8 protein-coding genes are annotated in these 15335 nt (G+C 40.6%); 5 read left to right on the top strand and 3 right to left on the bottom strand.

From position 1 onward, the window contains the following. Window positions 1–77: 77 nt before the first annotated feature. The 3 genes from LJE72_RS13450 (at window position 78) to LJE72_RS13440 (ending at window position 11309) form a co-directional block, all read left to right on the top strand. Window positions 78–8627, top strand: a complete 8550-nt coding sequence (locus tag LJE72_RS13450) for a GH36-type glycosyl hydrolase domain-containing protein (RefSeq protein ID WP_229248142.1) — start codon at window positions 78–80, stop codon at window positions 8625–8627. Window positions 8628–8696: 69 nt separating this feature from the next. Continuing rightward, window positions 8697–9419 (top strand): class I SAM-dependent methyltransferase, encoded by a 723-nt coding sequence (locus LJE72_RS13445; RefSeq protein ID WP_229248141.1) that lies wholly within the window; start codon window positions 8697–8699, stop codon window positions 9417–9419. 351 nt (window positions 9420–9770) lie between these two features. Beyond that, window positions 9771–11309 carry a methyl-accepting chemotaxis protein gene (locus LJE72_RS13440; protein ID WP_229248140.1) on the top strand — a complete coding sequence of 513 codons (1539 nt, stop codon included), beginning with the start codon at window positions 9771–9773 and terminating at the stop codon, window positions 11307–11309. Between the two features lie 169 nt (window positions 11310–11478). Here the strand turns inward: LJE72_RS13440 and LJE72_RS13435 are convergent, their stop codons facing one another. Next, complete coding sequence (locus tag LJE72_RS13435; protein WP_229248139.1) at window positions 11479–12141, bottom strand: AbrB family transcriptional regulator; 663 nt, start codon at window positions 12139–12141, stop codon at window positions 11479–11481. 364 nt (window positions 12142–12505) lie between these two features. Here LJE72_RS13435 and LJE72_RS13430 point away from each other — a divergent pair, with 364 nt between their 5' ends. Next, on the top strand, window positions 12506–13135 hold the full coding sequence (locus LJE72_RS13430) for a ribonuclease H1 domain-containing protein (protein WP_229248138.1): 630 nt from the start codon (window positions 12506–12508) through the stop codon (window positions 13133–13135). Here LJE72_RS13430 and LJE72_RS13425 read toward each other — a convergent pair whose 3' ends face one another. Next, window positions 13136–13612, bottom strand: coding sequence for a DsrE/DsrF/DrsH-like family protein (locus tag LJE72_RS13425; RefSeq protein WP_229248137.1), 477 nt, complete (start codon window positions 13610–13612; stop codon window positions 13136–13138). Window positions 13613–13681: 69 nt separating this feature from the next. Further along, on the bottom strand, window positions 13682–15001 hold the full coding sequence (locus tag LJE72_RS13420; RefSeq protein WP_229248135.1) for an aminotransferase class V-fold PLP-dependent enzyme: 1320 nt from the start codon (window positions 14999–15001) through the stop codon (window positions 13682–13684). A 163-nt stretch (window positions 15002–15164) separates the two neighbouring features. Here LJE72_RS13420 and LJE72_RS13415 point away from each other — a divergent pair, with 163 nt between their 5' ends. Beyond that, window positions 15165–15308, top strand: coding sequence for a hypothetical protein (locus LJE72_RS13415; RefSeq protein WP_229248133.1), 144 nt, complete (start codon window positions 15165–15167; stop codon window positions 15306–15308). The last annotated feature ends 27 nt before the right edge of the window (window positions 15309–15335 follow it).

The raw sequence follows: 15335 nt of genomic DNA, 5'->3' as shown, positions 1-15335 counted from the left end.
TCTTTATGTATGAATGAAGTAAGGGGAAATGGGAATAATGCATAAATGATGTATTAAAATTAAGACGGAGACGGAGAATGAAGTTTTTCACACAATCTTTAAGAAAGAATAAGCCTTATAAAGATATTGTTCTTAACGGCGAAGATTTACTCAGTCATGCTGAAGAGATTGCTCGATCAAATGTTAATCAGGGGACTAGTCAGCTAAAACGATCATTGATGCCCAGAGTAAAACAGAATATGAAATTTTTAGAACAGGCTTACCATGAAATTGCTGATTATTCATCGAGAACACAAGACAGTGTACCTGCAACTGAATGGTTATTGGATAACTTTTATAGTTTAAAAGACTTGAGAGTAGAAATTCAAAGCAGCCTTCCTCAAAAGTTCGAACGTCAATTACCGCAAAATTCTACGGGCGATTTCGAAGGATACCCGCGAATTTATGGACTGTTGATTGAACTTATTGAACACACGGACAGTCAATTGCAAAGTGAAACGCTAAAAGCCTTTATTAACGCCTATCAGGTTCAAGTACCCTTATCTAGCGGAGAACTATGGGCAATTCCCATTATGTTGCGTATTATCCTCTTGGAAAATATTCGAAGGTTAACGGAACAAATACTTTATACTCAAGCAGAAAGAGAAGCAGCCGATCATTGGGTTATGCCCTTGCTGGAATCAGAACACGGGTCGGAAGAATGGGAAAAACTATTAAAAACGTTAAGTCCTCAAGAAGAATATTCGTCTTCTTATGCAGAACAGATCCTAAAGCGAATTCGGGAGGTTGGTGCGGATGTAGGCCCGCTGTTACAATGGGTAGATCGTGTTGTAGCCAAACAAGATACTACAATTGAAGAACTGGCAAAACTGGAACGCCAACGTCAGACCATGTATCAAGTGTCAATGGGTCACGCAATTTTGAGCATTCATTTCGTTAATGCTGAAGACTGGCCTCATTTTTTTGAAGAAGTCAGTTTAGTGGAAGGTATATTTGGAAAGGACCCAAGTAGAGTTTATGGCCAAATGGACTTTCAGTCGCGTGATTTCTATCGACATTGTGTAGAAAAGATTTCAAGAAACTTTAAAGTGTCCGAGTTAGTTGTAGCTCGAAAAGTGTTAGTGAAGGCAGAAGGGGCATATGAACAAGGGGATGCTGTCTCGTCGCATGTCGGGTTCTATCTGATTGGAGCAGGGCGAGAAGAACTTGAACAAGAATTGGAAAAAGATTTTGGAAAGTCAAGGGGCTTCTGGAGTAAGGTTCGGCGCAAAATACGCAAGCAACCTAACTTATATTATTTCGGAAGTTTGTTGATTGGAGCAGGAACTCTATTCACCTTGGCCTTAGTATACGCGCTCGTAAAGACACCCATTTCCCTTGGCTATATTCCTTTAGTTATAGCGTTGTTGATTTGGGCGAGCAGTATTGTCATCCCCTTAGTGAACTGGATGGCTTCTGAACTATTTCGTCCATCATTCCTGCCAAAGTTTGAATTAAGGGAAGGAATACCTCAAAGATTACGGACTATGGTTGCAATTCCTACGCTTTTAACAAATGTTGACAGGGTTATTGAACTTGTCAGCGAAATTGAAGTTTATTATCTTGCCAATCGAGATGAGAACTTGTATTTCGCTCTTCTGGGCGATTTTGCGGACGCAGCGACAGAAAGTGTTCCAGAGGATAAAGAAATTGTTTCGGCGGCAGTGAGTGCCATCGAGAAATTAAACAGCAAATATGGCAACAATCGATTCTATTTCTTCCAAAGAAGAAGACTCTTCAATAAATCTGAAGGGGTATGGATGGGGTGGGAGCGCAAACGTGGGAAACTTGTCGAGTTCAATCGACTTCTGCGTCAAGAAGGAACGACAAGTTACGATATTCAAATTGGAGAACTTTCCATACTGTCAACCATTCGTTATGTAATCACACTTGATGCAGATACCCAGTTACCGCGGGGAATTGCTAAGAGACTCATTGGAACAATCGCTCATCCTTTGCATTCACCTCAACTTAGCGAAGATGGAAAAAGGGTGGTTCAAGGCTACGGGATCCTTCAACCGCGAGTGGGCGTATCAATTCTTAAAGCTGGTGCTTCTAATTTTGCAAGAATTTTCTCGGGAAGAGTTGGAGTTGATCCTTATACTACAGCAGTATCGGATGTTTATCAGGACTTGTTTGGTGAAGGTATTTTTACTGGAAAAGGAATTTATGATGTAGATGTTTTCCATAAAGTAACGGATCAATCATTTCCGGAAAACACGATTCTCAGTCATGATTTGATTGAGGGATTGTATGCACGGGCCGGGTTGGTATCTGATGTGGAACTTGTTGATGGTTATCCTGCTAACTACCTCGCTTATACCTGTCGGCAACACCGCTGGGTCAGGGGGGATTGGCAACTCTTATCCTGGTTGTTTGCGCCGATCCCATTTTTAGCACGTTGGAAAATATTCGATAACCTGAGAAGGAGTTTAGAAGAACCTGCCCTGTTGTTACTTCTTATGCTTGGATTCATGGCTCTTTCTGGAGAACCAATAGTTTGGGTTGGAATAGTCTCTCTAAGTTTATTCTCGCCCATTGTATTATATCTGCTTAATCAACTTTTCAATGACCGGGCTGAAAAGGGAAACTTAAGCCAAGACTTAATGACCTTAGCCATGCAGTTTATTCTTCAGTTCGTGTTTCTTCCTTATCAAGCTTTAGTTATGCTGGATGCGATCGTCAGAAGTCTGTATCGCCAGTTTGTTTCTCATCGACTTCTGTTAGAATGGGAAGCTGCTTCAGATGCAGAGAAACGCATAGGTGCCAGCTTGCAAACCATGTCTCGCTCGATGTGGCCTGTAATTCTCTTTGTTTTGTTGGCAGTTTTGGGCATTGCCTACGCTTTCCCAACAAAGCTTGGACAATTTGTCCCGTTGGCAATTGCTTGGGTCATTTCAATTTGGGTTGCTCATTATGTAAGCGAACCTATTCAGCATAAAAAAATCTCACTTTCAGCTTCAGAAGAGATCGTTTTGCGTCGCTTTAGCAGAAAGATATGGGCTTTTTTTGAAGAATATCTTGGCGAGGAGGATCATTGGTTGCCTCCGGATAACGTGCAAATTGATCCACCAAATGGCGTAGCACATCGAACTTCACCCACCAATATTGGGTTAGCGCTTTTAACAAATTTGGTGGCAAGGGATTTCGGATATATACCCTCAACAAAGGTGTTGGAAAATATTCAGCATATGGTTAATACTATTGGAAAGCTGGAACATTGGAGAGGGCATCTTTATAATTGGTACGATACTCAGACCCTTATGCCTTTAGAACCTCGCTATATCTCGACAGTTGACAGTGGAAACTTTGTGATGTATCTTTTGACGTTAAAATCAGGGTTAGCCGAGATTATTGAAGAAAAACCTTTGCTTGATTTGCAATTTGTAAGAGGGCTTAAGGATACTTATAACCTTTTGCTTGAAGAGGTTGACGAAGATACCTATCAAGAACTGAATTCTTTTAAAGTAACAATGGATCAACTTCTTGGTTCAGATGAGCCTTTGAATCTTAAGAACTGGATGAATCTATTATCACTATGGCCAGCGCAAATTTCAGAGCGTGAATTAGGCAAAGAGGGATTATACTGGGCACATCGTTTAGATACCATGATTCAATCATTTTGTTTAGAACTAGGCGAATTGTGCCCTTGGATTGGAAATGAGCAAGTTATAAATAATCTCAGCCTGAAGGGACTTGCTGATTTCTATGCGAACGGACTTGGAAATGGCAGTTTTCCTCCGGAACTTAGTGAGAGCATCGAACGGGCACACAAGAAGATTCAAGGTTATATTCATAAATCGGAGGAATTGCAGCAACACCTTGAGGGGATGGCTTTAGCTACAGATTTTTATCCCTTGTTTGACGAATCACGTCAGCTCTTCTCAATCGGTTATCGTGTTTCAGACAGCAAACTTGATAACTCTTATTATGACTTATTAGCTTCTGAAGCCCGCCAAGCAAGCTTTTTTGCAATCGCCAAAGGGGATGTGCCTCCAAGCCATTGGTTTAAACTTGGACGTTCACTGACAATGACGAAAGGCAAACGAAGCTTAGTCTCTTGGAGTGGAACAATGTTTGAATTTCTGATGCCACTCTTAGTGATGAGGAATTATGAGGGAACACTTCTCAATGAAACTTATCACTCGGTTGTTGATGTCCAAAGAAAATACGGATTGGATCACAATGTACCTTGGGGTATTTCAGAGTCAGGATTCCATGCTTTTGATCCTCAGCTAAATTACCAGTATAAGGCGTTCGGAGTACCTGGATTGGGTCTGAAACGCGGGCTGATTCAAGACCTTGTGATCGCGCCGTATGCAAGCTTTTTGGCGCTGATGGTTTCTCCTTTTGAAGCATTGTTGAATATCTCCGCGATGGAACAAAAGGGTTTTGGAGGTCGTTTTGGGTTATATGAAGCAGTTGACTTTACTAGTGAACGTGTCCCGGTAGGACGTTCCTATAAACTTGTCCAGAGTTTTATGGCTCATCATCAAGGAATGAGTTTGATAGCGATCGATAATGTCTTATTTGAAAACGTCATGCAACAGCGTTTACACAATGAAGCATTAATTCAGTCTGCTGAACTTTTGCTTCAAGAGCGGTTGCCGGACGTAACGTCAATTATTCCTCAGCCTGAAGATGAACACCAAGCTATCAGGCCAAAAACCAAAACTCTTGATCTCGAGAAAAACCAGTTCATTCTTTTAAACACTGTAAATAGCCCAATTCCAATTGCACATTGTATTTCCAACGGACATTACTCTGTCATGATGACGAATTCGGGATCAGGTTTTAGTCGATATAAGAATATTTGTGTCTCCCGCTGGAGAGAGGATGTGACGCAAGATGCGTGGGGCATGTATTTCTACATTCAAAACCTGAACTCAGGTGACGTATGGTCAGCTACTTACCAACCCTGTAAGAATTCTGGCGAGGAATACAAGGTGACTTATGCACCGGATCAAGTTGAGTACTGTCGGAAGGATGGCAACATAACTACCCATACCGAAGTTGTTGTATCCCCTGAGGACCAAGCGGAGATGCGCCGTGTTTCTTTGACAAATCATAGTAAGCATGATCGAATCGTCGAAGTCACAAGCTACTTTGAAGTGGTTTTGGCTAGGCAAAGTGAGGATCTTGCGCATCCAGCATTTGGTAACCTCTTTATTCAAACTGAATTTGATCATGAGGCACTTTTAGCATCTCGTAGACCACGGAGTGAGAATCAAGCTAGACTATGGCTCATGCATACAGTTGCAACAGAAGGGGAAAAAGTAGGGGCCCTTCAATACGAAACAGATCGTGCGCGTTTTATTGGCCGAGGTAGAAGTCTTGCCAAGCCTCAAGCCTTAGATGCCAACCATCCTTTGTCGAATACTGTTGGTGCAGTGCTAGATCCTATCATGAGCCTGCGTCAGCGGGTTAGAATAACTCCGGGGCAAACTGTGCGGGTCTCATTTTCTGTCGGATACGCGGAGAGCCGTGAGGAGGCAGTCCGTATTGCAGAGAAATATCGTGATCCTCTCTCAGTTAATAGAGCGTTTGAGTTAGCATGGACACATAGTAAAATGGAACTTCGTCATTTAAACCTGACATCAGCACAGGCCAATGAGGCCTTAAGTCTTGGCGGACATTTACTTTATCTCAGTCCTTGTCGCAGAGATGCGGAGGAATGCATTAAACAGAATTCCAAAGGGCAGTCTGCTCTTTGGCCTTATGCGATTTCGGGAGATCTTCCGATTGTCCTTGTTCGAGTTGCTAATGCTGAGCACTTAGATTTGGTGCGCAGACTTTTGACAATTCATGAATATTGGAGACTCAAAGGACTGCTGGCTGACCTTGTAATACTCAACGAAGATGAGAGCGGTTATGTACAGGCTTTCCAGGATAGCTTGCGTGATTTTATCTCAATGGGACATGCCCGAGATCTTTTGAATCAACCTAGTGGTGTCTTTCTTCTTCAAAAAGGGCTTGTTCAGCCAGATGTACTTAATCTTCTCTGCACAGTAGCCCGTATTACCTTTATTGGAGAGGGAGGATCTTGCTCTGTTCAAGTTCGCAAAAAGGCAAAGCTTAGTACGAGGGAATCTGAGCTTCTTGCAGATAATTCTCAAGACCAATCTCTTCAAAATGATCAAAACATAATTAACATGGTGCAGGATGTGACAGAAGGATCAGATGGTCCCTTGCATTTTGCTAACGGATACGGCGGGTTTAGCGAAGATGGGAAAGAGTATATAATTGAATTACAGGAAGGTATGAATACCCCCTTGCCATGGATCAACGTCATTGCTAATTCCAAATTCGGTTTCCAAATATCTGAAGTGGGTGCTGGTTATACATGGTCTCAAAACAGCAGGGAATATAAGTTAACTCCTTGGTCAAATGATCCAATTCTTGATCCGGTGGGTGAAGCACTATTCTTGCGTGATGAAGAAACGGGCGAGTCTTGGTCTGTTACTGCTAATCCGAGACGTGAAAATGGTGTCTATAAAATTCGGCATGGACAGGGATACTCAATTTTTGAGCATTACAGTCGAGGATTGAAGCAAACTCTGCGTTTTTTTGTTCCCATTGATAAGCCTGTTAAGATTGTGGAGCTGACGCTGTCGAACCTTACAGAGCGCTCTTTAAGTTTAAGTGCAACTTATTATGTTGAATGGGTCATGGGGGTTGTTCGAGAGCATACTGCGCCTTATCTGGTGACTGAGTATGACATAAAAAGCAGCACTTTCTATGTTCAAAACACCTATCAAGAAGAGTATATTGGAAGGATTGGGTTTTTAACGGCCTTTGGAGCTACCGTTGCTAGTTACACAGGAGATCGTTCTGAATTTATTGGACGTAACAGAAGTTTGGAAGATCCTATCGGATTACAGCTGGATTCCTTTTCGGAATCTATTGGAGCGGGACTTGATCCATGTTCTGCGATGCGACTGGAATTTTCAATGATGCCAGGTGAAAGCAAAACGATTACCTTTTTATTCGGAGAAACAGCTAATCGCCAAGAGGCAGAACAGATCATTTCTGATTATGAACAACCTAAAAAGATTGAGGATTCGTTTGAAGAAGTCAAGCAGTATTGGGATGAGTTATTAGGGAACATTCAGATCCATACCCCAGATTTGTCCATGAATTTGCTTTTAAACCGTTGGTTACTTTATCAAACAGTAGTGTGCCGATTATGGGCGCGTTCTGCGTTTTATCAGTCGGGAGGGGCTTACGGTTTTAGAGATCAACTTCAGGATGTAATGGCCCTTGTTTATACGGAGCCAACGGTCACTCGTAATCAAATCCTTATCCATTGCAGGCATCAGTTTATCGAAGGGGATGTACAGCATTGGTGGCACGCTGAAAAAGGAAAAGGGATTCGAACTAAATTTTCAGATGATTTATTATGGTTGCCCTTCGTTACCTTCCATTATATTGAGCGCACAGGGGACATCGGTGTTTTGGATGAAATGACTGAGTACTTAGAGGATGAACCACTAAGAGAGGGTGAAGATGAACGATACTCAATTCCAAGAATTTCTGATCAACAGGGAACGGTATATGAGCATTGTCTGCGCGCAATCGAACAGGGCTTAAGTTTTGGAGAACACGGCTTGCCGCTTATCGGCTCTGGGGATTGGAATGACGGCTTCAGCAGAATTGGACATAAAGGTAAAGGTGAAAGTGTATGGCTGGGCTGGTTCTTATATATGACTTTGGTCCGTTTTGCAGGCTTATGTGATGCTCGTGAAGATTCGGAACGGGGAGTTCATTATCGAGATATTGCCGAAGAACTTCTGAAAAATATTGAACTGCATGGTTGGGATGGAGGTTGGTACCGCCGTGCTTATTTCGATGATGGAACACCGCTGGGATCTTCTCAAAATAAAGAATGCCAAATTGACGCACTTGCCCAATCCTGGTCAGTTCTGTCTGGGGCCGCCAGACCAACTCGGGTTCAGGATGCCATGTTGGCTTTAGAACACTATTTGTGGCGCAAGGAAGATGGAATTCTCCTCCTGTTGACCCCGCCCTTTGACAAGTTGCTGCCTGATCCAGGATATATTAAAGGATATGTTCCTGGCGTCCGAGAAAACGGAGGACAGTATACCCACGGAGCGGCATGGGCTATTTTAGCCTATACGACTTTAGGAGAAGGGGACAAGGCGACCGAGCTTTTTCAGATGTTAAGTCCTATACATCATGCTCGTACTGAACATGAAGTGAATCGCTATAAAGTAGAACCCTATGTTATGGCGGCTGATGTCTATGGCACTCATTCACATGTAGGACGCGGTGGCTGGACATGGTATACTGGAGCTGCGGGGTGGATGTATCAAGCAGGATTAGAGGGGATTTTAGGATTTAAACGGCAAGGAGATACAATAGTCTTAAAGCCCTGTATTCCCAGCCGTTGGTCGGGCTTTAGCTTAACTTATCACTATCAAACAACAAAATATGAGATTTTCGTTGAGAATCCTAACGCCAGGATGACTGGGTATACGAAGATCATCTTAGATGAAGCAGAGTTACTTGAACCTGTTATTGTCTTAAAAGATGACGGTCAAACCCATACAGTACGATTAATTCTCTAAGTAAACAGGCCTGCGGTGCGGATTCTGAGAAAATTCACCTTGGCGAATATCGAGAGGAGGATAACTGAGATGGATTTTTACCGTGCCTTATCCGAACACTATGATGAAATATTTCCGCTGAGGGAACCGCAGAAAGTGTTCCTGCATGATTATTTGAAACAAGATAATCTAAGCTCGGTACTGGATATCGGATGCGGTACAGGGACGACTGCCTTAGAAATAAGTCAAACCGGCGTGCGAGTGCTCGGTGTAGATTTAAGCGATGAGATGATTGAGATTGCTAAAAGGAAGGCACAAGAGAGGAAAAGTAGATCTTCATTCGCCATGGCAGATATGCGAGACTTGCAGTTAATACAGGAAGAATTTGAGGGAATCTTATGTTTAGGAAATACGCTGGCACATGTATCTGGGGAAACTGAGTTGAATCAGGTTTTAGGTCAGTTCTGGGAAAAGGGAACCTACCTTTTATTGCAAACAGTTAACTATGACCGAATTTTGACCAATCAAATCATAGAGTTACCAATTATTAAGACCTCTCAGCTTGCCTTTTATCGCTACTACACCCATAGACCGGATGGGAAACTCGATTTTTCCATGAAGATCGAGTTTCCGGACACGAAACACGTTATTTCTGGAGTTAACGTTTTGTTCCCCATAACTAGTTCTATTTTAAGAAAGGCCTTGAAGGAGACCGGTTGGGAAATAACCGGTCTGTGGGGTAACTATGAAAAAAGCCCTTGGACTGAGGATTCTCCGGCTACGATTGCAGCGGCGAAACGTATATCAAGGTAAGAAGTGGACACATCCTAAGTTTTTTACTTAATATAAAAGCTAGTAACCTTTTTGCTTGGTAAATAAAGGTTGCTAGCCTTTTTGTTATTATTTTAAAGAATATCTCCCAATACAAATTACCCACCTTTTTTCAAACACAAGTTTTTATTTTATATCAAATGAATATAAAAAAGAACTTACAATATTAAAAAAATATATAAGAAATAATTATTACTATAAAAGAGGAATTGCATCAAAAATGGAGAATTGATAGATAGTATTTTAATTGTGATTGATTATCCCATAAGTTTCGAAGGGACTCAAACCGCAATTACGATCAATGAGATTTAAAAAAAGGAGATTGGAAGCAAAATGAGAAGCAGGGTAGGGAATGTATTGAATTTATTTTCTAAGAAACCACCATGTGAAGAATCTACTTTTATATTTAACTATGTAGAGGAGAAGTTACAGGGGATAAATGCCGTTGAACCAAAGGTTGACTATCCGATCCATAAAAAGATGATTAGTTACTTTATTAAGCTTTTCGATAATGAACGACAAATGGCATTATCATCAAAAAAGTTGTTAACTATTGCAGCAACATTAAGTAACTTTGACGTCAACATGTCACATATAGCACATCAGTTGATTGACTTTGCTAAAAAAATGTCGTTATTGAGCGAATCTAATCTTGCTGTTGTAGAGCAGACTAACGCAGGAATGAGCGAGGTGAATTCAACAGTAGAGAGAACTTCCACTACACTATCTCAATTATCGGACGCCTCTAAAGATCTTGTTCAGAATAACTATCTAAGTCTTAATCAACTCACAGAAGTCAATGAATTGAAAGATAAGGTTATGCTTGATGCCAATATTATGGGCGAGAAAATTGCTCAATTGGTAGAAATGGCGAATAGAGTCAATGAGATAGTTCAAGGAGTTGGAGATATAGCTGAGCAGACCAATCTACTTGCTCTCAATGCTTCTATCGAAGCAGCGCGGGCAGGCGAAAATGGTCGTGGTTTTTCCGTAGTTGCTGAAGAAATTAGGAAATTGGCTGACGATACGAAAAGAAGTCTGGAAGGTATGAAGTCTTTTGTGGGTAATATTCAAACAGCTGCTAAAGAAGGCAAACAAAGTATGAATAATACGATGGCATTAACGAAAAAAATGAGTCTTAAGATTGATAATATTACAGACACTATGGGGAAAAATGTAGAAATGCTAAAAACGACGATTAATGATGTACAATTCATTAATCAATCAATGGAAGGTATAAAAACTGCCACAAGCGAGATTAATCAAGCGATGGATGTTTCTAGCCGTGATGCTGAAGAGTTAACTATGATGACTCAAATAATTCATAGAGATGCTTTAGCAAGTGCAGAATCTGCAAAGGAAATTGCTAGGATTGATGATGAAATCTCTACTATTGTTAGAGAACAAATGAGTTCTCTGAAGGGTAGCAGTAATGCCTTAAACAATCAAGAATTTTTAGTTACTATTTCAGATGCTAAAAAAGCCCATGCCAATTGGTTAGATAATTTCAGACGAATGGTTGATGATATGACGATTTATCCGCTACAAACGGATGGAAGTAAATGTGCTTTTGGTCATTTTTATCATGCTGTTCAAATAACGAATTCCATAATTGAAGAAGACTGGGAAAAAATCGAGGCTTTTCATAGTGAGTTTCACAAAATCGGGCAAATTGGTATAGAAGCAGTTAAAGCTAATCAACAAGTAAGAGCTCAGGAATCTTACGGTAGAGCAGAAGTACTTTCAAGAAGTATTTTTGGACAGTTAGATAAGGTGGCAGCTTTAGTTGAAGATATGACAACTAAAGGCATTAGGTTATTTGGAAGTAACCTGAGTGATCATTCCTGTGACAAAGAATGTGCAGGCTGTTAGAGCTTATAACCTATCTCAGGATTGGGGGATTTTCCTCAGTTGTTACTTCAATATGAAAAGACAGCCCGAAGGCATCTTCAGGCTGTCTTTCATGTCCAATATTCATGGTCATTTGTTTCTCAGAAAACAAGTTAAAGTTTTAATCACGATATCATACATTGAGCACTGATCAAGCTATACCATTAAGCCGATCATAGATGACCTCTCGAGCTCCGACTGTTAAAATTACAATCAGATTTTCTTTAGCAAAGACGGTATAGATGACTCTGTGTTCCTTTGTTCCACTGCGGAAAGAGACACGATAAGTCTCATAATACGGCCCTCTGAGTCGCTTAAAAACAAACGGATCTTGTTCTAAGCTTTCGAACACTGCTGGAATTTCTCTAAGCTCTTCTTTACGGAGAACAACCAGATCATGGACACCGCGAGTAGTGATCATCACCTGATACAGTCCTTTGCGGTCCTTTTGAATGCACAGTGATGTTAAAGCTTGAGCTTCCCACCACTTAATCGATTGACCATTTTTATGTGCTCTGTGCGCTTCTTCTGATAAACGGTCGAGTACGGTGCTTAGCTTTAATTTGCGTTCCAGGAGTTTGTTTTTAAGACAGTCTCCACTGCAGCCCTTTGCAAGCAAATCACTTACAATTAAGTCTTCAAAAAAATCTGAAAGTGGCCTGACTGAGCGCTCGGCAGTTCGGACAAAAACTTTACCTTCTGAATCGACACACAAATCTAAAGTATCCTCTGCTACTAGTCCAAAGAGTTCTTGCAGTTCTTCAGGTAATATGATTTCTCCTTTTGAGCCAACCTTTACCCGATAAGTTTCCATAGATACTTCCTCCTTCTAGATTATTTTTGTTTATAAAGGGCTAAGGTCGGATGTGAATCAAACCCCTAAATATAATTTCAACAATAGTTTGAATATTCCTTCCAATTATATCGTATGCTTAAGATATTTTTTTGAGTTCTAAGATTTAGATATTGCTTTGTATTTTTTTGCTTACATATTAAAATTTGAATAGAAAACGATTATAATTGTATAATCAGAAAGAACAATTAACACCTTGCCATTCATGACTCGGTGTTATTAATCTTAAACATCCTGTTACAGTCATGGTCCGGCCACCAGCCAACAGTTTTAGTGCTGGAGAGTAAAAGACAAGAGAACTTATTAACTTTTGGAGGGAACATCTTTGGCTAAAAAAAATTATTACGTTGTTAAAAGCGGGCATAATCTCGGGATTTTTAATAACTGGCCTGAATGTCAAGCGTCAGTCAAGGGTTATAAGGGAGCGCTCTATAAAGGCTTTGAAACGAAGGCTGAAGCACTTGAGTGGCAAAATGATGGAGGAGTCTCTAAGGATCTTAGAGATGGCAACAATGCCGGTATGATTACATCATTTATTGGTAACATTGACTTTGAAGTATATACAGATGGAAGTTATTTAAATGGTAAGTATTCCTATGGCTATGCCTTTGTCAAGGATGGTGAAGTCGTTCTCGAAAGTTTCGGGATAGGGGAAGACCTTGAAGCCGCCAGCATGAGAAATGTTGCGGGCGAAATTGCCGCAGTACTTCATGCCGTAGAAAAAGCCAAGTCACTGAACGCACGTATTCGTATCTATCACGACTATTCTGGCATTTCTCTTTGGGTTACTGGAGATTGGCAAGCAAAAAATAAGTTTACTCAAGCTTATGTTGAATTTATGCGTACGAACCATGGATTGTATGAGTTTAAAAAGGTTGCCGGTCATAGCGGAGATCAGTTTAACGATTACGTAGACCGGCTGGCTAAAAAAGCTTTGGGAATAAAGCCAAAATAACTAAATAAAGAGTTGCATGTCTGATTCAAGAGCATCTCTTAAATACTCTTTGCCTGTAATGACTTCAACTTCTGGGAGTAATTCATCTTCTTTAAAGCCCATAACTTCAACAGATAGCTTGCATCCGTAAAATTTGACTCCTTTTTTTCGAGCTCCGTTGAGAAAGTCTGTTAGAGAAGGAGCTTTATCATCTTCCATCATTTCTAGAAGCATTTGTTTTCCCAGACCTGCCATGTTCATGCGCGAAAGGGGCAACTCTTCAGGCCCTTTAGGAGTGACTATTCCAAACATTTTTTCGTAGAGAGTTTTATCATCTGATGTTTCCTTTTCCGGATCGCGAACGAGACAAAGCCCCCAAAATGCGAAGAACATAGTCACATCTACATCAAGCTCTCGGGCGGAATTGGCTAGTATAAGTGCTGCTAGAGCCTTATCATAATCGCCGCTAAACATTAAAAGGTTCATTTTCTTGTTCAATTTGTGCACCCCTTTATGATCGTTATATAAATCCTATTATTAGTAGAAATAGGTATTTATATTAGTTGATTAAATGTAAGATGTTGGGTGCTTACTGATTCTTTCTAACAATTGCATCAGAACATCTATTTCACTAAAATCGTTGTACAATCCAAAACTTAGACGAACTACGCCTGGTCGGGGAATATCTCTGCGTTTTCTGTGTAAATCCATTTGACCTGGGGAGATAGATAAAAGTCTTTGAATATAGGGCTGGGTGCAAAAACAACCGGTCCTAACGGCAATTCCTGCCTGATTGGATAAAATTGCAGCTACTTCTTCATGGGCAATACCGTTAACATTAAAAGGGATTACGCCGATTCGAGGTTCACCCGGGGCCGTATGGGAGTAGACTGTTATACCCGGAATGGATCTTAGTTTTGAGTTGGAATAGTTTGTAAGCCGGTCTTCATATTGGTTGATGTTTTTCATCCCTACTGTGGTCAGTGTCTTAATCGCTGCTGCCAGAGCGACCACACCCATTAGATTGGGGGTGCCTGCTTCTTCTTTATGCGGGGGAGGTTCCCATACTACCCAATCGTGAGTGACAGTTTCGGCGGTACCTCCTCCTACATACTCAGAGATTCCTTTTTTGAAGGTTTCTTGTGGACCGATAAGTACTCCGGTTCCAAAAGGTGCGTACATCTTATGCCCTGAAAAGGTCAGATAGTCAATGCTTTGAAGCGGATTTTTCGGATTCATGTTGACAGAATTATGAGGAACCAATTGGGCTCCGTCAACATGTATTTTTGCTCGGTAGCGATGAGCCAACTCACCTATTTTATGTATTGGATTTATATACCCTGTGACATTGGATGCTCCAGTGACTGTTACAAGTTTAACATTGCCTTTGTGCTTGATTAATCTGCTCTCTAGATCCTCGAGACTTAATTTTCCAGAGGAATCTGTCTGAACATAATCGACTTGAAACTTGTTTCTCCACGGAAGATCGTTAGAATGGTGTTCCATCCAGGTTGACAAAATAACACTTTTTTTGTTTCCATCCCATAAACGATAAGATAATTTATTAATTGCCTCAGTGGTATTTTTGACAAAAATAACCGTATCTCGAGAGGGATCGGCATTAACGAATTTTAGAACAATTGATCGTGCTTCTTCAAAGACTTTAGAAGAAAGTTGTGATTTATAACCTGTGCCCCGATGAATGGATGAATACATGGAAGCAAAGTGATTTATTTCTTCCATAACTGAAACAAAAGGCGGGGTAGAAGCCGCGTTATCAAAATTGATGGCTGTTGTGTATTGACCATTTTTTAGTGGGATTTTTGTATCTGTTCCTATAACTAGATTTCTATAATTAGATCGGGATAATTTAAAGCTTAAATTCATAGGATCACCTCAATCTGGAAATATTCAGTTTTTATACTCTGCTAGCATGATATTTTTTGATTGACAAAAAGGTTACAGAAGTTTTGAAGCGCACAGGATATTTACTCTACTGAAACATACTAAATATAGATACTGAATTGAATAAAGATTCGTGGAGGTAAGTATGAAAAAATCAGGTGAAATACACAAACATACTAAAGGGTATACCCTATTCTTTTTCATAGATTTACCAATAACTGTAGGCTCTGTCGGGTTAACTCAGTTTTCAGGTAGTGCTGCTAGAATAGAAATCGGACAACTGAAATAGAGATTTTCCCTAGTTTAGTATAAAATC

Origin of the sequence: Desulfosporosinus shakirovi (genome assembly GCF_020595055.1) — a bacterium.
GTDB lineage: Bacteria > Bacillota > Desulfitobacteriia > Desulfitobacteriales > Desulfitobacteriaceae > Desulfosporosinus > Desulfosporosinus shakirovi.
This window is presented reverse-complemented; position numbering and strand designations above follow the sequence as displayed.